We start from the raw sequence: 19366 nt of genomic DNA on the forward strand, positions 1-19366 counted from the left end.
AATTACCCCCCAAGTAAGTCATCATCCATCAAAAGTGGCTTCTTTGTCAGAAACCCTTCTGCAAAAGGTTTATTGACTTCCCTTCCATACATCGACTCTCTCATTTTGACAAAATCAATATAACCATTTACAAGCGGTGTCTCCACTGAACTCTCTGTTTTGACAAATTGGCTTTTATACGCATGTAAGCTATCAATTTTTTGGTTCATCTCGTCTGAGATATCGATCACAAAATCTGGACGATGGTGGCCGTTAATCATGTAATAATACATCTGGCTTATTTTATGCGCTGGCTGCTTGTATGAATCTTCAAATTTATGTATACCTGCAGAAAAAGCGGCCTCTTCTACAAGTGAACCCGCATGACCATGATCAGGATGTCGATCTTGGTGGTGCGGGGCAAAAATAAGTCTCGGTTTGTATGTTCGGATGACACCTGCAATTTCTTTCATCGCTTCGTCATTGAGATAAAGTCCTCTATCTGGCAGCGTGAGCTGGATTCGAGTCGTGACGCCTAAAATGGCAGCGGCTGCTCTGGCTTCTTCTTTTCGGCTTTCAACCGTTCCATTTGAAGATAATTCAGCCTGAGTCAAGTCACAAATCCCAACACGTGCCCCTTTTTTTACGTATTTTGCAATCGTTCCACCCATACCGATCTCTACATCATCGCTATGGGCACCGAATGCAAGGATATCAAGTGGTTTCATGTGTTCCTCCGTTTTTTGCTACATCTCGAAAATCAAACGTACCTTTATTTAAATTCCTGACTAAAATTTCGGCAGTCCCCATATTGGTCGCTAATGGAATGGCATACACATCGCAAAGCCGGATGAGTGCAGATACATCCGGTTCATGCGGTTGTGCAGTGAGAGGGTCTCTAAAAAAGAGCACAAGATCCATTGCATTATCAGCAATCATGGCACCAATCTGCTGATCCCCTCCAAGTGGTCCTGATTGGAAACGATGAACGGGAAGCCCAGTCGCTTCTTTCACTCTTAAACCTGTTGTTCCTGTTGCATAAAGTGTATGATCTGCCAAAATATCTCGATACGCAATGGCGAATTGAATCATGTCACTTTTTTTCTTATCGTGAGCGATTAAAGCAATGTTCATCAGGGGTCCACTCCTTATTAGTCGATAATATTTTCTAAGCCATAGACGAGTTGATCAATATGCATCACCTGTTCAACAGAAAGCTTCACACCTGACATAAATGATGCACGGTTATAAGAGTCATGACGGATCGTGAGCGTCTGTCCGTCCATTCCAAACAGCACTTCTTGATGAGCAATCATGCCTGGAAGCCTTACGCTGTGAAGGCGGATGCCATCATAATCTGCTCCTCGTGCACCTTCGATTAGTTCTTTTTCTTCAGGGTGCCCCTGTTTTTTGCTTTCTCTTACTTCAGCAATCATTTCAGCCGTTTTTAATCCTGTACCGCTCGGAGCGTCCAATTTTTTATCATGATGAAGCTCAATGATTTCAACATCAGGAAAATAATTTGCTGCCATTTTGGCAAACTTCATCATTAAAACAGCACCAACAGCAAAGTTAGGCGCAATAATACAGCCTATCCCTTTTTCTTCTGTTAATTGCTGAAGTTCTTTTAGGTCGTCTTCTGAAAAACCTGTTGTGCCTACGACTGGACGTACGCCATGTTCAAGGGCTTTTTTTGTATGTACTTTCCCGATTTCTGGGGTCGTCAAATCAATTAATACATCTGGTGCTGTTTCTGAAAGACACACGTCAATATCCGTATAAATGGGCGCATCAGATGTTGTATGAAGCACATCAGATAGCTTTTTCCCCTCATGTGTGTGATCAAGTGCTGCTACCAGTTCAAAATGGCTTGTTTCTTCTGCCAGCTTGACAGCCTCTATCCCCATTCTTCCTCTTGCTCCAGCGATTACGACTTTGATGGTTTGGTTCGTCATCTTCTCTACTTCCCTTCTTTTTTCGTCCAGCGGTCTTTGTCTCTTGTATTGAATTTATGCATCACACGATCATGGGCTTCTTCAAGTGATATATTGAGTGAATTGGCAAGGCATGTTAACACAAACAGCACATCGCCAATTTCTTCTTCCATGCTTTTTTCTGTTTCAGTTGTTTTTTTCGGCTTTTCTCCATAGTAATGGTTAACCTCTCTTGCCAGTTCACCTAATTCTTCTGTCAGACGGGCCATCATGGCAAGCGGGCTGAAATAGCCTTCTTTAAATTGTCCTATGTAATCATCTACTTCTTGCTGCACGTGACGCAGCGTTTTTTCATTCGTCATGAAGCTCATCCTCCTATCCATCTCTTACATGTTAGCGAAATCATAAATATTTGACAAATGTTTAAAACTCAGTTTGCTTGTTTCTCTTCCATACCATATAATATTATCGCTGTCTAAGCAAAAAAAGGAGTGATCTTTTGCTAAAAGAAATTCGTCTTAAAAATATCGTGTTTATTTTAATAGGATCTGCGATTTTTTCTTTCGGCCTTGTTCATTTTAATATGCAGAACAACTTGGCGGAAGGCGGATTTACAGGTATCACACTGCTTTTATATTTTCTATTTCACATTGACCCATCTATTTCAAACCTTGTGTTAAACATTCCGATCTTTTTTATCGGCTGGAAAATGCTTGGCAGAACCATGTTTACATATACAATTGTAGGAACCGTCAGTCTTTCTGTCTTTCTAGCCATCTTCCAGCGCTTTCAAATACATATGCCTCTTCAGCACGATTTAGCCTTAGCCGCACTCTTTGCAGGTGTGTTTATCGGAACAGGCCTCGGGATCATCTTTAAATTCGGCGGGACAACAGGCGGCGTTGACATTATTGCAAGACTGATCAACAAACATTATCAAGTCGCAATGGGAAGAACGATGTTTATCTTCGATGCGTGCGTCATTACCATCTCTCTCACCTATTTAAATTACAAAGAAGCCATGTATACACTTGTTGCCGTATTTGTTGCTGCAAAAGTCATCGACTTCATGCAAGAAGGCGCTTACGCTGCCAAAGGAGCGATGATTATTTCTGAAAAGGATGACATCATTCAAAAGAAAATCACAGAGGAAATGGAGCGCGGAGTGACCATTTTAAAGGGTGTCGGCTCCTATACGAAACAGGAACGCAACGTCCTTTACTGCGTCGTTCCAAAAAATGAGCTTGTCCACCTCAAGAGCGTCGTAACTTCCGTCGACCCTCATGCCTTTGTATCAGTGAGTGACGTGCATGACGTACTTGGTGAAGGCTTCACATTAGATGAACATAAAAAGCCGCTCAATCCCCATTAAAAAAGAAGCCCGATAACGGTGCTTCTTTTTTTATGACTTTGGATAATCGGCTTGTCGCTTTTGCTTTTTTTCTTTTTCAGCACGGTATTTCCTAAACCCAACATACGTTAAAGTGAGTAAAATCATACTTCCTGTTGTTAAAATGACCCATAAAAGCGATGGATCCGCTTCATCTTGATCAACGTTCGCAAACACACTTGATAAATCTTCTTCGAGTTTCGTGAGACGCTCAAGCTTTGTCCCACTCGATGCTTTTAAAAATTCACCTTGTTCAATTACTTCCATGTGCTGCTTAATCGTTTGCAGCTTTTCAGGCGAGATATCAATGGTTAAACTCGGATAAATCATATCATACAATGAAACCAGCTCATTCCAAGTTTCATAGAACGTCGTCGATTCTGGATCTTTTACTTCTTTCTTTAATGTCGGAAAAGACCCCATAATCGGCTTCTCGAGAGATCCCCAAAGAGGTTCTGAATTTGATTGTATCGCATCGAGAAGCATTCTAAACTGAGAGGCATACCGAAGTTTTTCGCGCTCATTTAAGTCTTCCTGCGGGAGTCCTTTAATGATATCTTGATAGCCAAGTGTAATTTGCCGAACCTGCGTATTCGTCAGAGTTCCACGCCAATTCTCAGCTTTAAATGTCTTTTCAGCATACAATGCAACTTGTAATGCCTCATCATATTTAGCTTGTCTCGTTAATTGAAAGATTGAATCTGATAGTTCCGTTAATTCTTGCAGCGCTTTAGCAGCTGTTGTTTCCTCACCTTTTGCAGCAGCTGGATGCAAGACAAGAAATAATAATAGAATCATCGCGATTGACTTTCGTTTCATGCAAGTCCCTCCTAGCCTTTCTCCATACAGCGTATGAAGAAAAGGACAAGGTTAGACCAACATTGTTAAGGGAGTTCAAGCTTGACCGATTTTTTCGAGAGGACAAGATAATACGAAACAAGAAGAACGGCAATACTTAACCAAAACGTCACGTAGCCGATCTCATTTGAATAGGCAGAAAGCATAGAATAACGCGGCATCATTCCAAATACATAATCAATCACATCATTATGTAAAATCCATATGCCTGCTACAACCAAATGACGCATGTGAAAACGATAATACGGCGCAAATAACACAGCCTGTACCGCCATCGCAAAGTGCGAACCAATTAGCATATATCCTTCCCACGGAAAATCATCAACAGAAACGAGCACGAAAAGATTCATCCCTACAGCCCATAATCCATATTTGATCAAGGTGACAAGGGCCAGTGCTTCAAAATAAGGAGCATGGCGTTTCATTAGAAAGGCTAGTAATACAAATAAAAAGAAAAAGCTTGCCGTCGGACTGTCTGGAACAAAAGGTAAAAAGATAGCCGGCGTCTCAACGAGCTGCGGGATATACCAGTAGTAGCCGTACACAGTACCAAGAAAGTTGACAATGAGCACCAGCACAAGCATGTAGCGTGTGGCTAGCAGATATTGAATCCATCTCATATTTCTCTTCACTCACGATCTGTTAAAATCAGAAAAAAGCTGACAGCGCCAGCTTTTTTCTCCTTTTGAGTATATCCTTGTACTTGCATTTAAACAACTGAATTATTTAGATTTGACCTCAGATAAATATTTCGAGAGCTTTTCAAGTTCTTCATCGCTGCCTTTAAAAATGCCCTTAGGCATGTTGCCTTTACCTTCTACAGCGATTTTCGCAATTTCCTCTGGTGCTAAACCATTGTCAACAAGTGACGGTCCAGCTGCCCCGCCTTGCATATTATCTCCGTGACAGGAGATACATGTCTGCTCTTGATAGATTTTATACTCTTCAGCTGAGGTATCAATCTCTGCTTCTTTCTTGATTTCACCTTGCTTCGCAGCTGCTTCCCAGTCATGAGTAGCAACAGACTCCCATGTTAAATAGGTTGCTGCACCAACTGCAAGAATCATCATCCCAACTGCAATTGGTCTTCGATATGGCCTGCGTTCAGGACCAGAATCAAGAAATGGCGCGAGTAAAAGAGCACCAAACGCAATTCCAGGCATAATCATTGCGCCAACTACCGTATAACTCCCTGCAGCAAACTCATATTTTAACAACTGGTACAAAAATAGGAAATACCAGTCTGGCAGCGGAATATAGCCCGTATCTGTCGGATCAGCCATCCGCTCAAGCGGAGGTGCATGAACAACAGTTAGGACAAGAAATCCAATTAAAAAAACAGCACCTACAAGCCATTCCTTTAAAAGAAAGTTCGGCCAAAAGGCTTCGGTTTTTCCCGGATATTCGGAATAGTCTTTAGGTATGTTAGGTTTTCTTTCTGCCGGTATTCTGGAATCTCCGACAAACTTCATCCCTTTTCCCCTATGCAAAGTCATCCCCTCCTCATTGAACATTCATCAAACGCAAAATTTTACAGCGGTCCAGAAATTCCTTGCTTACGAATCATAATAAAGTGGGCAGCCATCAGCCCAAATAATGCCGCTGGCAAGAAAAAGACATGGATAGCGAAAAATCTCGTCAGCGTTTGTGCACCTACAATGTCAGGATGACCTGCAAGCAGCGTTTTAATCTCTTTCCCAATGAAAGGTGTCGCCTCTGCAATTTGAAGACCAACCTTCGTCGCAAATAGCGCCTTCATATCCCACGGTAAAAGATATCCTGTAAAACCAAGTCCAAGCATCACAAAGAAAATGAGCACACCGACAATCCAGTTTAGCTCTCTAGGCTTTTTATACGCCCCTTGGAAAAAGACCCTCAGCGTATGTAAAAACATCATAACAATGACTAGACTCGCACCCCAGTGGTGCATCCCTCTTACAATCTGTCCGAATGCCACTTCATTTTGCAAATAATAGACAGATTCCCATGCGTTTTTAATATCCGGTACATAATACATCGTTAAAAACATGCCCGAAAGGACTTGAATGACCGTCACAAAAAACGTTAAACCGCCAAAACAATACACAAAAGCAGAGAAATGATGTGCTGGATTGACGTGCTCAGGCACTTCATGATCCGCAATGTCTCTCCATATCGGTGTGATGTCCAGCCGCTCATCTACCCAATCGTAAATCTTGTTAAGCATCGTTACCCTTCCCCTTTCGGCACAGCTTTTCCAAGATAGAGGTATCCGTCCTTCACTTGCTGCTTATAATGATCAAGCGGTGCAAGCGGTGGAGTTCCGGGTACGTTTGTACCATCCTTGTCGTACAGCCCATAATGGCATGGGCAGAAAAATTTGTTTGGATTTTTCGGATCACTGTTCCAGTTCACTGTACATCCCAAATGTTTACAGATTGGCGATAAAGCGACAATTTCATCCCCTTCTTTGTACACCCATGCAGACCTAGATTCCTTTGACTCATACCATGCATCTACTTGATCAATTTTAAAGTCAAAGCGCTTCGGTTCTTTTGTCAGTTCATCTACACTGACAACTTGAACCATATCCTGATCCTCTGTTCCTTTTAGCACAGGGTCAAGCGCAAAGCGAACCATAGGCATGAGCATTCCAGCGGCCATAAATCCCCCCACGCCGGTCAACGTGTAATTCAAAAATTGACGCCTGGACACTCCATGTCTCTTCTCGCTCATTTTTTTCTCCCCCCTCAGGTCGTCAGCTACTTTATAACTGAATTAGAAAAAATTTCATAAAACTAGGACACCCTCATAATATATCAATCTATTCACAAGGTCAACAGCCTAAAAAGCTATGTACAATGCAAATGTAAGGGTTTTTATGAAGGGTTCCATTTTTGTAACAAAAAGTTCAAAATTTGTTCTACACTGTCTTGAATGACTTTTTGCTTTAAATTGACCTTTAAATGCTCAAGCGGAACAGACTGCAATATAAATGCCGATTCGATCACTTCTAGCTGTTCTTTCCATTTGTTGTCAGATGTGATAAACACAACATGCTGAAAATGTTCTTGCAATGATTGTTTTACTGCAAGTATGTCTTCTTGCTTACGATTATTTACTTCTAAATATGTATGTGGAGGAAAAAGAAACACTCTGCCTTTCAGTTGCCTTTCAAGATCCTCTGCCACAAGCATTGTAAACTCACCTAAAGACACGGTTTGTTTGATATGGCTTGCATCTATCCCAACTAATGGAATGATAGCGGTATCAATGTAATCTTTAGATTGTAAAAAGAGATCCGCGTCCTCCGCCTGAAACTTCATCTAGTTCCCCTCTTTCATCACATAAGCCCTGCCTGTATAGGGCAAGGCTTATTGGCTTGGTTTATGATAATAGGCTTAATTCTTTTGCTAACTTATTAAATGTTTCTTGATCATGACGGTCAAGCGCTTCATCGATTTCTTTCATCAGCCGTTCTTTTTGGAAAGTAGCGATAGAATGCTCTAGCACTTTCTCAGCAAGATCTTTATCTTTTTCATTTTCATAAAGATCTTTAGGAATATGAGGATTTGTTTCAAGTACAGCGGCATATTCCGGCGAACGATATGCAGATCGGAAATTCAATTGAATAAACAAGTCTTGCTGTTTATTCAAACGAATATCATGAAATGATTTTTCTGCATCTGTCGTCATGATATTTTCTTTATAAAATCTAAAGGGAACTTCATCCACACAGTGTGTTGACATAATAATTCCCCTTGGGCAAAATTCTGCTTGCTCTACAAAATGAACCTTTTCCATCAAAGAGTCGTGACTCATTAAATAATTTAATATCCAAACACACTCTCTTCGCTTTAACTGATAATGGTTTAAGAACCACCGGATAAATTCCTTCTTTTCATTGACAGAAACAGGGGTCTGCATGTTATTCCCTCCTCTATCGTAAATTAAATTGCTATATATGAATTATTCAACAAACCAGTTCTTCATTCCTGCAAACTATAAGGAAATTTCGTCTTCAATTCTTAAAATCGTTTCTTCAATTTCTTCATTCGTGCCATCTTTCTGAAGAACTTTTCGTAATAACGGCAAGGCTTCTTTTTGTCTGCCTTCTTCTAAAAGGAACGAAGCATATTCATATAAAAAGTCACGTTCCTCATCAAAATCAGGCAGAGCAAGTTTGAAATACTCAGCGGCTTCATCGTATTCTTCTCGTCCGACAGAAGCAGAAGCAGCATACCAATTCCATTTTGGATCTTCTTCCCCAAAGCTTTTAACCTCTTTAATCACATCCAGAATTTCATCAAACAGCTCTTCATTTAAATAGATCGCAAGCAGCGTTTGAACCGCTTCAATATATCCTGGATCAAGAGCAAGTGCTTCTTGAAGCAATTTTTTCGCATCTTCCGAATGGCCATTTTTCAAATCAATCTTTGCCCCATATAAATATAACTCTTTGTTATACTCATCCACTTTAATTCCTTCTTTTACTATCTCTAAAGCTTCATGATATAGTCCTTCTTCCTCATAGCTTTTGGCTAAAGGCATATAAAGCGACGAATACGAAGGATCAATATCTTTTAGTTCAGAAAGCTGCTGAATAGCCGTTTTCGTTCTGCCAGCCCTCATCGCTGTAAATCCGTAGCCAAAAAGTGTATTTGGATCCACTTGATCCTTTACAGCCTTTTCATACCATTCAAGGGCATCTTCAAATTCTCCAGCTGTGCTTAATGATTCAGCGAGCCGCTGATATACATTGACACCGCCAATTTCATTTTGTTGATCGGCCACTTTGTAGAAATAGTCGGCTGCTTTCTTTGAAAGACCTTGAGAAATATACAATTCCCCTAAAGCAAAATCAATGACGGCTTCATGAGGTAGTAACTCTTTCGCTTTTAAAAGCTTTTGTTCACTGACTTCAAATAGTCCTTGCATTTGATACAAATCTGCCATTAACAATAAACTCTCTGGATACGCATCGTCATCTTCAGGAATCGTTTCAAGAACTGCTATTGCCTTCTCTTCTTCATCAGAGTCTATTAACAGCTCTGCATAAAAACAGGTTAATCCTGTTTCTTCTGGATATAAATCATGTAAATCACTAATGAGATTCCGTGCTTTATCAATATCTCCCCAGTCATAATATAACTGAGCTGCCTGCGCTTTTTCTTCATCATGAAGATGCTTCTCTGCTTGAGCAAGTGTTTGGAGTCCCTTTTCAGTCTCACCCGCCTCAACTAATTTTATGGCTTCTTGTAATGAACTATTCAAATCAAACCGTTCCTTTCTGTTTCCAAAAACCTAAACTGTTGTTACTTCATATCATAATCGACAGCTGCATATCCAGCAAATATGTTGCTCTTTTAACATGAAGCCATTTTTGTGTTTTGAAGACTCTTTTTCAATCAATACTTTACTAAACTGACGATTTGTAAACCGAATACGCTAAAAAATTGTTTTTGAATCAGCAAAATGCTCTTTTTCAAGGTTTCACCTTGAGACAAGCTATGCTATAGTTCTTTCAAATATGCAAAAGGAAAGAAAAAGCCTGAGGAAATCCTCAGACTGTTTGCGTTAAGTATTCAATGTGTTCAAAGAAATTTGGGTAAGATACACGTACTGCATCTGTATCTTCAATCTCGATTGCTTGCTCTGTTATACAAGCCGCAATTCCTAACATCATACCAATTCGATGATCTCCGTAGCTTGAGACGACTGCGCCGCCTTTAAGGCTCGTTTTACCATGAATCTTCATTCCATCATCTGTTGCTTCAATATGAGCACCTAGTTTTTTAAGTTCTGAAACGACTGTATCAATACGATTGGTTTCTTTCACTTTTAATTCAGCGGCATCTTTAATGATCGTTGTTCCTTCTGCTTGAGTAGCTAGGAGCGCAATAATAGGAATTTCGTCGATGAGTCTAGAGATCATATCACCTGAAATGTCGATCCCTTTTAATGAAGAGGTAGAGATCGTTAAATCACCGTACGGTTCTCCGCCTTTAGCATCCACTTCTTGAATGTCGAGGTCTGCACCCATTTGTTTTAGCACATCTATAATACCAGTTCTCGTTTTGTTCAAACCGACATTTCTCAATACAATCCGGCTGTTTGGAACGATAGATCCAGCCACTAAGAAAAATGCAGCTGAAGAAATATCTCCAGGGACAAATACATCTGTTGCTTTTAACGTTTGTCCACCTTCAATTGCAACACTTTGTGCATCTTCATGTAGCGAGACACCAAACATTGATAACATTCTTTCGGTATGGTCTCTTGATTTATGCGGTTCAGTTAACGTCGTTGTTCCTTCTGCCTGCAGTCCAGCTAGAAGGACAGCCGACTTAATCTGGGCACTGGCAACTGGAGACTCATAAGAGATAGCTTTTAAATTGCCCCCACGAATAGAAAGCGGTGTATACTCGCCACTTGCTCTGCCATCTATCTTGGCTCCTAATTGTCTTAGCGGACCTGTTACCCGTTTCATCGGTCTTTTGGCAATACTTTCGTCTCCGATCAGCGTACTGTGGAACTCACAGCCAGCCAAGATTCCCATCATTAAACGAATAGTCGTGCCAGAGTTACCGACATCGAGAATATCACTCGGCTCTTTAAGTCCTTTTAGTCCCTTACCATGAATGACAACATCTGTACCTTTTTGTTCGATGTCGACACCCATTTTTCTAAAACAATCAATCGTGCTTAAACAATCAGCGCCAGGAAGAAAGTTTTTTACTACTGTAGTACCGTCAGCAATAGCGCCAAACATCACAGATCTATGAGAAATGGATTTATCTCCTGGAATATGAATTTCTCCATTCATAGGAGCACTTTTATGAATTTTCATGTTCCTCACCTCAATCAGCATAAAATGTATCGTAATTTGCTCTATTTTTTATACAGAGTTCTGCCCGCTTTCGATCGTCATCTGTTTGAAAACTGATGCGTAAAATCCCGTTAATGTCTTCTCGCGTTTCAATAATACGGATATTTGTAATACTAATGTTTTCATTTGCTAGATATCCTGTAATTTCCGAAATAACACCAGGATGATCAGGCACATCGACATAAAGATCATAAAAAGCAGGGATAGCTCCTTTTTTCCTTAGAGGCAGGCCGTCGCGATATTCCTTGGCCTCTTGGAAATAAGAGAATAACCCCTCAGCATCTTCTTGTTGCACAAAGGATTCAATGCGGTCAATCTCTTTTTTCCATTCATAAAACCGGTCTAAAATCTTGTTTTTATTGTGCAAAAGGATATCGCGCCACATTGCAGGATTACTTGATGCAATACGGGTAATATCTCGAAAGCCTCCAGCAGCAAACCGTTTTACAAGAGGAAATTCTTCTTCAAAATGATGCGCTTGATGCACAAGACTGGCAGCGACGATGTGTGGAAAGTGACTAATCACACTTGTCACAGCATCATGTTCTTCGGGTGTCATTTCAATGAAATGAGCATTGGTTCCCTTCAGCAGATCCTTCAAACGGTCAACAGCCTGACGACTTGTTACTTTTGCTGGCGTTAAAATGTAGAATGCATTTTCAAATAAAAAGTCTTTCGCTGCAATGACACCTGATTTATGAGACCCTGCCATCGGATGCCCGCCAATAAATTGGTAATGATCAGGCAACGTTTTTTCAGCAAAGTGAACGACCTTTTGCTTTGTGCTCCCTACATCCGTAATCGTGAGCTCTCTTTCAATTCCAGATACTGCAATATCACTTAACATTTTGACGGTTTGTTGTACTGGCGTTGCCAAAATAATCGTTGCTGCTTCATTTAAGCCTTCTATAAAGGACTCGGCAGTCGCGTCGATGATCCCTAGTTTTGTTGCAGCAATCATTTGTTCTTTAGAGACATCATAGCCTACAATTTTTTTATGTGGAAATTCTTTTTTAATCGACAGTGCAATAGAACCACCAATTAAACCAAGTCCAGCGATTAATATGGTTTCGTTTGCTTCATTCATGTTCATCACCTGATTTTTCGCGAAAATTAAACAAGCTGTTTCAATAGCTTATATGTATATTGGATGAGTTACAACGAAAGCCATATCCCATAAACAGGATATGACTTCATTGTTATGCTACGCACGAATGCCTTGTAATAAATCGGCAAGTGTAGTTAAGATTTCTTCATTTTGCTCCTTTGTTCCAACAGTAATACGCAAAGAAGTTGGGAATCCGAGAGCTTGACCAGATCGAACGATATAGCCCTTTTTCAAAAGTGCATTGAACAGCTCATCTGCATCTCTTTTAAAGTCAATCAGCACAAAGTTTGTTTGAGATGGATAGATAAATAGTCCAAAACGTTCCGCAAATTCTTGATATTGCTTGAGACCTGCTTCATTTTTTTGTCTGCACGATTGAATGAAGTCTTGATCTTTAATGGCTGCACGTGCAGCTGCCTGAGCGATACGACTTGTATTAAAGGGCTCTCTCGCAGGTTCAATGGCGGTGATCAATTCCTCTGAAGCAACCCCATAACCTACTCGAAGTGCCGCAAGTCCATATGCTTTAGAGAACGTGCGCAGTACAATGACATTTTGATAGGCTTTTAATAGAGATAAACTGTTGGGAAAGTCTTCCGCACGAACATATTCAAAATATGCTTCATCTAAAACGACAAGCACGTGAGCAGGCACTTGATCTAAAAACGATACGAGCTCAGATTCTGACAAATGATTTCCTGTCGGATTGTTCGGGTTACACACCCAAACGACTTTTGTGTTGTCATCCATCGCATCCAGCATTCCCTTTAGATCATGAGCTCCTCCATTTAGAAGTGGTACTTCTCTAATCTCTGCATGCTCAATTACTGCATTGTGACGGTATTGCGGGAATGACGGAGATGGGATCACCGTATTTGTATGTTGATCAAGGAATGCCCTAGCAATAATTTGCACAAGTTCATCTGAGCCATTCCCGAATATTAATTGTTTTTCATTTACTTGAAGAAACTCAGCCAGTTCCGTTCTTAAACTTGCACTGTATCCGTCTGGATAAATCGCTAAATGTTCGAGTTCAGCTTGTATGGCCTCTCTTGCATGTGTGGAACATCCAAAAGGGTTTTCATTTGAAGCCAATTTCACAATTTTGTCTAATTGATATTCTTTTTTGACCTCTTCAATTGGTTTCCCAGGTTGATACGGTTTTAGCTGTTTTAATTGATCTTTGATTTGCAAAATGTTTCACCTCATTTGAATGAATAGAGGGGACTAAATGTTTTTGCATATGTTTCAAATTCTCTTAAAGCCTCTTGGCGTGTATCACTCGCTACTAATTGTTCTTGAAGCTCTTCAATTTTTTTGACAAGTGCACTGCCGACAACGACACCATCACTCATTTTATTCATTGAGTCTACTTGTTCTCTTGTTGAAATACCAAAACCTACAGCAACTGGTATTTGACTCAGCTGTTTCACTTGTTGAATAAAATCTGTAATCGATGCGTCGAAAGATTGTCTGACACCTGTGACGCCGAGAGATGAAACACAATACACAAAACCTTCTGCCTGCTCTACAATTTTTTCTAATCGTTCCTTGCTTGTTGGTGCAACGAGTGATATATATGAAATGTCGTGTGCTTGACAGTTCTTCTGTAGCTCGCTGCTCTCTTCAAAAGGCAAGTCGGGTGTTAAGAGTCCCGAAATATGATTTTTGCGCAGTAAAGCGAAAAAGTATTCTGTGTCTAATTGTAACACAGGATTATAATACGTAAATAGAATTACAGGAATTTTTACGCCGTTTTTTTTCATCTTTCCTGCTAATTCTATCGCTTTTACGATATTCATACCATGATGAAGTGCTCTTTTAGAAGCTCTTTGAATGACAGGGCCGTCCGCTAACGGATCGGAATACGGCACACCTAGTTCAATCGCATGTGCCCCTGCTGCTTGAAGCGCGAGGGCTAAATCAATGGTGATCTCTTCTGATGGATCACCCGCTGTAATAAATGGAATAAATAATTTCTGACCTTGCTCTAATTGAAATGTGATCATTTTGTTTCACCCTCACTTTCAAGCACATTCATTAATGTATGCACGTCCTTATCTCCTCTGCCTGACAAGCAGACAAGAACAATGTCGTCTTCACTCATGTTCTCGCTCATCTCAAACGCTTTTGCTAAAGCATGTGCAGATTCGATCGCTGGCAGGATTCCTTCTTTTTCTGTGAGCAGCTTTAACGCATCTAGTGCTTCTTGATCTGTCGCACTCACATATTGAACCCGGCCGCTCGCATGCAAGTACGCATGCTCTGGCCCGATCCCCGGATAGTCTAATCCAGCTGAAATGGAATAGGGCTCAATAATTTGACCAAATTCGTCTTGGATCAAGTATGTCAAAGATCCATGTATGACACCTTTTGTCCCTTTCGTGATGGTTGCTGCATGAAGCGGAGTGTCGATTCCTTTCCCAGCAGCTTCTACCCCAATGATATCGACCTCTTCATCTAAGAACGCCCGGTACATTCCTATCGCATTGCTTCCGCCGCCAACACAGGCAACGACTTTATGAGGAAGCTGCCCTTCCTTTTCAAGTATCTGTGCTTTTGCCTCATCTCCGATCATCCGCTGAAATTCACTGACGATTTGAGGATACGGATGAGGTCCAACGACTGAGCCGATCATATAAAAGTGGTCACTGCAATGCTGGACCCAATAGCGGATGGCTTCATTGGTTGCATCCTTTAATGTTCCGTTCCCGCTAGTAACAGGTATGACTTCAGCGCCGAGTAGTTTCATTCGGAACACATTGAGTGATTGTCTTTCCACATCTTCTTTTCCCATAAATACAGTGCAGGATAAACCGAATTTTGCCGCCACTGTTGCAGCAGCTACACCGTGCTGACCTGCTCCTGTTTCGGCGATGATATTTGATTTCCCCATTTTTTTCGCTAGCAGTGCCTGCCCAAGCGCATTGTTAATTTTATGAGCGCCTGTATGGTTTAAATCTTCTCTTTTTAAATAGATTTTAGCACCGCCGAGATATGCCGATAATTGATCAGCATATGTGAGTGCGGTTGGTCTGCCTGAATAGTTTTTCAAAAGCGATATATATTCCTTTTGAAAAGCAGGGTCTTCTTTTAATTCACGAAAAGCTTGTTCGATCTCTTCTAGTGGCTGCATGAGCGTTTCAGGAACGAATTTCCCTCCAAATTCTCCGTATCTGCCAATCTCATTTGGATATGCGTACATGGTTCAACATCCTTTCTTCGAGCACTTTCATCTTTGTACTGCTTTTCTTCCCGTTTTCTTCTATACCGCTTGAAAGGTCTATGGCGTCTGGACCAAAAGCAAGCAGATCTATTATGGTATCTGGCGTGATCCCGCCAGCAATGGCGCAAGTTTTCCCCAGTTGTTTTGCATGCTGAACATATGAAGGCACTGCCTCCCATGCAAAAGCTGTTCCAGAACCGCCTCTCATTCCTTTCACTTTCGCATCAATGAGAAAACCGTCGACACTTGGAGCAAATGCCGTCATATGTTCAAGTGTGTCGTTTACATCGGGGTCGTGATGGAACACTTTCCAAACGAGCGCCTTCGTTTGTTGTTTGATGTCGCTTGCATCTTCTGGCGTCTCATCACCATGAAGCTGCACAATATCTAAGGGGAGGTTGTTTGTGATCTCGCACACTTTTGGTGTTTTTTCATTCACAAATACGCCCACTATCTCTTTTTTGCATTTTACTTGTGACAGCCAGTGTTTCACTTGATCTGGATCAACTCGTCTTTTACTCGGCGCAAAAATAAAACCGATGGCATCCGCTTGTGATTGCGAGATGCATGCGACATCCTCTTGTGAGACAGCCCCGCAATATTTTAAATAAGGTTTCATCCTATTCATTCTCCGAACAATGCCTGAACGGCTTTCTCCTGTGATTGTTCCCTCATTAAAGATTCACCAACAAGAACGGCGTTTGCTCCGTGCTGTTTCACAAAGGTCAGATCATCAAATGTCTTTATGCCGCTTTCACTTACTAGTAATACGTCTTTTGGAACAAGTGGCGCGATCTCTTTTGTTTGTTCAACTGTTGTTGTAAACGTATTGAGATTCCGGTTGTTCACACCGATGATCTCAGGAGTGAATAGGTGTAAGATCTTTTCTAGTGTATGTGCTGCATGTACTTCAACGAGGACATCCAGTCTTTTTTCTTTCGCTTCTGTATAGAGCTCATACAGCTTTTGCGGCTCAAGCACCTCTCCAATTAATAAAATGGCATCTGCCCCTATCCGTTTCGATTCTTCTACTTGTATAGAGTCAATAATGAAATCTTTTCTTAGAATAGGACGTGTGATGTGTTCTTTAATAAGAGACAAATATTCGTTTTTCCCTTGGAAAAACGGTTCATCCGTTAAGACAGATAAACAATCTGCATTTGATGCTTCGTATGCTTTTGCTGTCTGTAAAGGATCAAAATGAGGCTGAATGATCCCTTTGGAAGGAGACGCTTTTTTCACCTCAGCAATCAGTCCAATCGAGCGGTGAGGATTCATAAGGGATTCTTTAAATGATCGTCTTTCATAATGTCCATCCTCAGGTAATTGCAAGGTTTTCACATGTTCTTTTTTACGGGCGATAATTTGATTAAGCATAGATCTCTTCCTCTTTCGTTTTTTGTTTTAGACGGGCTAATTGTTCTTTAGCTGATCCGTTTTTGATCGTTTCTAATGCTTTCATTGTTCCTGCCATCAGACTCTCTGCTTTTCCTGCCACATATAATGCGGCCCCAGCATTAAGCGCTGTAATATGAAGCGGTGCTCCACCCGCTTGATAATTCAATATATTCTGAATCAATTTGGCGCTTTCTTCTGGTGATTGGACCTGAATGTCTGATAAATGCCCTTTTTCAAGTCCGAAGTCTTCTGGGTTTAACGTATATTCTGTCATGACACCTTTTTTGAGTTCAATGATGTATGAATTTGCTGTAATGGTTAATTCATCCAGCCCATCATCTCCGCAAACAAACAGGACATGTTCTGGCTCTAAAGGAGCAAGAGCTTTCGCCATGAGCTTTGCCTTTTCCTTTGCATACACACCAATGATTTGCTTTTTGGCCTGCATCGGGTGGCAAAGCGGTCCTAATAAGTTAAATACCGTCCGAAATCCGAGCTGCTTGCGTACGGCGGCTACTTGTTTCATAGAAGAATGATAGAGCGGTGCAAATAAAAAGCCCATGTTTTTCTGCTGTATTTGTCGTCTTGTTTCTTCAGGTGTGGATTGAATTTGAATACCAAGACATTCTAGCACGTCAGCACTCCCGCTTTTAGAGGAGACGGAACGATTTCCGTGCTTGGCGATTTTCGCCCCAGCAGCCGAAGCAACGATGGCAGCAGCTGTTGATATATTAAATGTTGATAAACCATCGCCTCCTGTCCCGCACGTATCAACGACATCAAGTGATCTTTCTACTGGTGCTGCATGCTGCCTCATGGCTTTCACGAAGCCTGTCATTTCTTCGGCTGTTTCTCCTCGATGCGCTAAAATAGATAGACTAGCAGCGACTTCAGCATCTGTTAACGAGCCGCTCATCATATCATGCATCAGGCCATTCGCTTCTTTTTCTGATAGTTTTCCTCCATTAACAAGAGCTGATAGTCGTTGATTCATTTGGCACACTCTCCTTTTCTGAGAAAATATGTTCAGCAAGCTGAATGGCTTTTAGAAGTGCTCCTGCCTTATTGCACGTCTCTTCCCATTCGTTTTCTGGAACGGAATCAGCGACAATGCCGGCACCTGCTTGTATAGAAGCAGTCTGATGTTTGACGCTCATTGTGCGAATGGTAATACAGGAATCGATATTGCCGTCGAAACCAATATAGGCAATACAGCCGCCATACGTCTCTCTTGGCTCAGGCTCCATTTCGTTTAATAATTGCATCGCCCTAATTTTTGGGGCGCCTGTCAATGTGCCTGCTGGAAAAGCGGACATAAGCGCGTCTACTGGATGTGTATCCTGCTTCAGCTTCCCTGTCACAATAGAAATAATGTGCATGACGTGCGAAAAGTTCACGACTTTTGTAAAAGTTGGGACAGACACACTGCCATATTCTGCCACACGCCCCACATCATTTCGAGCCAGATCCACTAGCATGTAATGTTCTGCTTTTTCTTTTTCATCATCGAGCAACTCTCTTGCTAGTGCATCATCTTCTTCTTTTGTCATTCCTCGTTTTCTTGTACCAGCAATTGGATGGATTTCTAAGTGACCGTTTTTCGCATGGATTAATCGTTCTGGCGAGCTTCCGACTAAGTCTCGATCTTTTAATTTCATAAAATACATATACGGTGATGGATTGACAATCCGAAGCACACGATACAATTCAAATGAGCTCACTGTCACTGGAATGTCAAAACGCTGAGAAAGTACACCCTGGAAGATATCACCCGCTCGAATGTACTCCTTGATTTTTTCGACATCCTTTAAAAATTTTGCTTTTTCATAGGTAGACGTCACCTGTTCAAACGAAGGGGGTTCATTCATATTCCCTGAGATAATCAGTTCTTTCATATCAATTTTTGTATGAAGCTGCTGTACCATCAGTTCAAGCTGCTTTTGATTTTCTCGATAAACCAGAATTTTTTCTTCGTCTGTTTCATGACCGTTCAGCTGCGTGTACTGAATAAAATGAACTTGGTTTGTTTCGTGATCAAATGCGATCATTGTTTGGCAAACAAATAATGTGCAATTATCTGTCGTTGATGCATTCGGATGCGGCTTGACAGACGGCTCAATGTTTGGAATGAGGTCGTAACTTAAGTACCCTACGGCTCCACCAGTAAATGGGATATCAATTTCAGGTGTCTTGATTAGATATTGCTCTTTCATCCAGTCAAGCAACTCTTTCAGCTCCGCTTTTTGCATCACTGACTTTCCCGCAGCGTCACGAGCAACATAATGGTCTTGCTCGTCATGTAATGTTAAAAAAGGATGTAATCCGATAAAGGAATATCTCGACCAGCTAGAAGATTCGTCTTTGCTTTCTAGCAAATACACAATATCCTGTTTCAGTTTCTCGACAATTTGAATGGGTGAGAGCGTATCAACTGTAATGGTTTCAACAATCGGGATGGTTTTGTAAAACTGACTGTCTCTTAAAAATTGGGTAAGGTTTGATTGGGATTTCATAAGCACACTCCTTAAATGGAATTAAGGAGAATGAGGGGACATCTTGAGGATTTGTTTGAGTATACGAAATAAGCCTAAAAGAGGCTTCGCTC

At 41.1% G+C, this 19366-nt stretch carries 22 protein-coding genes; 1 reads left to right on the plus strand and 21 read right to left on the minus strand.

The features are described 5' to 3' along the window. Nucleotides 1-2: 2 nt before the first annotated feature. Genes bshB1 through ABG082_RS10290 form a run of 4 tightly spaced genes read right to left on the minus strand, consistent with a single transcriptional unit; the run spans nt 3 to nt 2275 of the window. Complete coding sequence (gene bshB1 / locus ABG082_RS10275; RefSeq protein WP_025207539.1) at nt 3-707, minus strand: bacillithiol biosynthesis deacetylase BshB1; 705 nt, start codon at nt 705-707, stop codon at nt 3-5. Next, nucleotides 694-1113, minus strand: coding sequence for a methylglyoxal synthase (gene mgsA, locus ABG082_RS10280; protein WP_048001888.1), 420 nt, complete (start codon nt 1111-1113; stop codon nt 694-696). Before mgsA ends, bshB1 begins: the two co-directional genes overlap by 14 nt. A gap of 17 nt (nt 1114-1130) precedes the next feature. Further along, complete coding sequence (dapB, locus tag ABG082_RS10285) at nt 1131-1934, minus strand: 4-hydroxy-tetrahydrodipicolinate reductase (RefSeq protein ID WP_017359745.1); 804 nt, start codon at nt 1932-1934, stop codon at nt 1131-1133. 5 nt (nt 1935-1939) lie between these two features. After that, a complete protein-coding gene (locus tag ABG082_RS10290) occupies nt 1940-2275 on the minus strand; it encodes a nucleotide pyrophosphohydrolase (protein WP_008344575.1) in 336 nt (111 codons plus the stop codon). Nucleotides 2276-2412: 137 nt separating this feature from the next. On the opposite strand from ABG082_RS10290, the gene ABG082_RS10295 reads away from it, so the two are divergent. Next, a complete protein-coding gene (locus ABG082_RS10295; RefSeq protein ID WP_003215598.1) occupies nt 2413-3285 on the plus strand; it encodes a YitT family protein in 873 nt (290 codons plus the stop codon). Between the two features lie 30 nt (nt 3286-3315). Here ABG082_RS10295 and ypjB read toward each other — a convergent pair whose 3' ends face one another. The 17 genes from ypjB to trpE all read right to left on the minus strand — a co-directional run bounded on the left by ypjB (nt 3316) and on the right by trpE (nt 19274). Continuing rightward, nucleotides 3316-4122: a sporulation protein YpjB gene (ypjB, locus tag ABG082_RS10300; RefSeq protein ID WP_008344572.1), complete on the minus strand. Its 807-nt coding sequence runs from the start codon at nt 4120-4122 to the stop codon at nt 3316-3318. 65 nt (nt 4123-4187) lie between these two features. Continuing rightward, on the minus strand, nt 4188-4781 hold the full coding sequence (locus tag ABG082_RS10305) for a DUF1405 domain-containing protein (protein ID WP_058214026.1): 594 nt from the start codon (nt 4779-4781) through the stop codon (nt 4188-4190). A 102-nt stretch (nt 4782-4883) separates the two neighbouring features. Then, a complete protein-coding gene (locus tag ABG082_RS10310; RefSeq protein WP_008344567.1) occupies nt 4884-5651 on the minus strand; it encodes a menaquinol-cytochrome c reductase cytochrome b/c subunit in 768 nt (255 codons plus the stop codon). A 41-nt stretch (nt 5652-5692) separates the two neighbouring features. Continuing rightward, on the minus strand, nt 5693-6367 hold the full coding sequence (gene qcrB / locus ABG082_RS10315; RefSeq protein ID WP_003215804.1) for a menaquinol-cytochrome c reductase cytochrome b subunit: 675 nt from the start codon (nt 6365-6367) through the stop codon (nt 5693-5695). Nucleotides 6368-6369: 2 nt separating this feature from the next. Continuing rightward, a complete protein-coding gene (locus ABG082_RS10320) occupies nt 6370-6876 on the minus strand; it encodes a ubiquinol-cytochrome c reductase iron-sulfur subunit (protein ID WP_007500911.1) in 507 nt (168 codons plus the stop codon). A 143-nt stretch (nt 6877-7019) separates the two neighbouring features. After that, a complete protein-coding gene (locus tag ABG082_RS10325) occupies nt 7020-7466 on the minus strand; it encodes a YpiF family protein (protein WP_144610244.1) in 447 nt (148 codons plus the stop codon). Nucleotides 7467-7527: 61 nt separating this feature from the next. Next, nucleotides 7528-8067: a ReoY family proteolytic degradation factor gene (locus ABG082_RS10330; RefSeq protein ID WP_008344562.1), complete on the minus strand. Its 540-nt coding sequence runs from the start codon at nt 8065-8067 to the stop codon at nt 7528-7530. 75 nt (nt 8068-8142) lie between these two features. After that, the gene (locus tag ABG082_RS10335) at nt 8143-9414 is read right to left on the minus strand and encodes a tetratricopeptide repeat protein (protein WP_324657366.1); all 1272 of its coding nucleotides are present in this window, start codon (nt 9412-9414) and stop codon (nt 8143-8145) included. A gap of 289 nt (nt 9415-9703) precedes the next feature. Then, the gene (aroA, locus tag ABG082_RS10340) at nt 9704-10990 is read right to left on the minus strand and encodes a 3-phosphoshikimate 1-carboxyvinyltransferase (protein WP_348936075.1); all 1287 of its coding nucleotides are present in this window, start codon (nt 10988-10990) and stop codon (nt 9704-9706) included. Between the two features lie 10 nt (nt 10991-11000). Beyond that, entirely contained in the window at nt 11001-12116 is a 1116-nt protein-coding gene (locus ABG082_RS10345; RefSeq protein WP_348936076.1) for a prephenate dehydrogenase, read from the minus strand. A 117-nt stretch (nt 12117-12233) separates the two neighbouring features. Beyond that, nucleotides 12234-13331 carry a histidinol-phosphate transaminase gene (gene hisC, locus ABG082_RS10350; protein WP_008344555.1) on the minus strand — a complete coding sequence of 366 codons (1098 nt, stop codon included), beginning with the start codon at nt 13329-13331 and terminating at the stop codon, nt 12234-12236. A gap of 11 nt (nt 13332-13342) precedes the next feature. Beyond that, nucleotides 13343-14146 carry a tryptophan synthase subunit alpha gene (gene trpA / locus ABG082_RS10355; protein ID WP_017359752.1) on the minus strand — a complete coding sequence of 268 codons (804 nt, stop codon included), beginning with the start codon at nt 14144-14146 and terminating at the stop codon, nt 13343-13345. After that, complete coding sequence (gene trpB / locus ABG082_RS10360) at nt 14143-15342, minus strand: tryptophan synthase subunit beta (RefSeq protein WP_348936077.1); 1200 nt, start codon at nt 15340-15342, stop codon at nt 14143-14145. Before trpB ends, trpA begins: the two co-directional genes overlap by 4 nt. After that, a complete protein-coding gene (locus ABG082_RS10365; protein WP_348936078.1) occupies nt 15323-15991 on the minus strand; it encodes a phosphoribosylanthranilate isomerase in 669 nt (222 codons plus the stop codon). The genes trpB and ABG082_RS10365 overlap by 20 nt, the downstream gene beginning before the upstream one ends. After that, nucleotides 15988-16740: an indole-3-glycerol phosphate synthase TrpC gene (gene trpC / locus ABG082_RS10370; RefSeq protein ID WP_348936079.1), complete on the minus strand. Its 753-nt coding sequence runs from the start codon at nt 16738-16740 to the stop codon at nt 15988-15990. The genes ABG082_RS10365 and trpC overlap by 4 nt, the downstream gene beginning before the upstream one ends. Beyond that, on the minus strand, nt 16733-17755 hold the full coding sequence (trpD, locus tag ABG082_RS10375; protein WP_017359755.1) for an anthranilate phosphoribosyltransferase: 1023 nt from the start codon (nt 17753-17755) through the stop codon (nt 16733-16735). The genes trpC and trpD overlap by 8 nt, the downstream gene beginning before the upstream one ends. Further along, nucleotides 17727-19274, minus strand: a complete 1548-nt coding sequence (gene trpE, locus ABG082_RS10380; RefSeq protein WP_348936080.1) for an anthranilate synthase component I — start codon at nt 19272-19274, stop codon at nt 17727-17729. The genes trpD and trpE overlap by 29 nt, the downstream gene beginning before the upstream one ends. Nucleotides 19275-19366 lie beyond the last annotated feature (92 nt).

It is taken from the genome of Bacillus sp. BS1807G30 (assembly GCF_040047675.1).
GTDB lineage: Bacteria > Bacillota > Bacilli > Bacillales > Bacillaceae > Bacillus > Bacillus altitudinis.

What these genes read in the sequence shown, in the direction of transcription:
- ABG082_RS10305 (WP_058214026.1), bottom strand. Translation starts at nt 4,781, where the DNA reads ATGAGATGGATTCAATATCTGCTAGCCACACGCTACATGCTTGTGCTG.
- ABG082_RS10345 (WP_348936076.1), bottom strand. Translation starts at nt 12,116, where the DNA reads ATGAATGAAGCAAACGAAACCATATTAATCGCTGGACTTGGTTTAATT.
- trpC (WP_348936079.1), bottom strand. Translation starts at nt 16,740, where the DNA reads ATGCTTAATCAAATTATCGCCCGTAAAAAAGAACATGTGAAAACCTTG.
- mgsA (WP_048001888.1), bottom strand. Translation starts at nt 1,113, where the DNA reads ATGAACATTGCTTTAATCGCTCACGATAAGAAAAAAAGTGACATGATT.
- aroA (WP_348936075.1), bottom strand. Translation starts at nt 10,990, where the DNA reads ATGAAAATTCATAAAAGTGCTCCTATGAATGGAGAAATTCATATTCCA.
- trpB (WP_348936077.1), bottom strand. Translation starts at nt 15,342, where the DNA reads ATGTACGCATATCCAAATGAGATTGGCAGATACGGAGAATTTGGAGGG.
- bshB1 (WP_025207539.1), bottom strand. Translation starts at nt 707, where the DNA reads ATGAAACCACTTGATATCCTTGCATTCGGTGCCCATAGCGATGATGTA.
- ABG082_RS10320 (WP_007500911.1), bottom strand. Translation starts at nt 6,876, where the DNA reads ATGAGCGAGAAGAGACATGGAGTGTCCAGGCGTCAATTTTTGAATTAC.
- trpA (WP_017359752.1), bottom strand. Translation starts at nt 14,146, where the DNA reads ATGATCACATTTCAATTAGAGCAAGGTCAGAAATTATTTATTCCATTT.
- trpE (WP_348936080.1), bottom strand. Translation starts at nt 19,274, where the DNA reads ATGAAATCCCAATCAAACCTTACCCAATTTTTAAGAGACAGTCAGTTT.
- qcrB (WP_003215804.1), bottom strand. Translation starts at nt 6,367, where the DNA reads ATGCTTAACAAGATTTACGATTGGGTAGATGAGCGGCTGGACATCACA.
- ABG082_RS10325 (WP_144610244.1), bottom strand. Translation starts at nt 7,466, where the DNA reads ATGAAGTTTCAGGCGGAGGACGCGGATCTCTTTTTACAATCTAAAGAT.
- ABG082_RS10365 (WP_348936078.1), bottom strand. Translation starts at nt 15,991, where the DNA reads ATGAATAGGATGAAACCTTATTTAAAATATTGCGGGGCTGTCTCACAA.
- ypjB (WP_008344572.1), bottom strand. Translation starts at nt 4,122, where the DNA reads ATGAAACGAAAGTCAATCGCGATGATTCTATTATTATTTCTTGTCTTG.
- dapB (WP_017359745.1), bottom strand. Translation starts at nt 1,934, where the DNA reads ATGACGAACCAAACCATCAAAGTCGTAATCGCTGGAGCAAGAGGAAGA.
- trpD (WP_017359755.1), bottom strand. Translation starts at nt 17,755, where the DNA reads ATGAATCAACGACTATCAGCTCTTGTTAATGGAGGAAAACTATCAGAA.
- ABG082_RS10290 (WP_008344575.1), bottom strand. Translation starts at nt 2,275, where the DNA reads ATGACGAATGAAAAAACGCTGCGTCACGTGCAGCAAGAAGTAGATGAT.
- ABG082_RS10330 (WP_008344562.1), bottom strand. Translation starts at nt 8,067, where the DNA reads ATGCAGACCCCTGTTTCTGTCAATGAAAAGAAGGAATTTATCCGGTGG.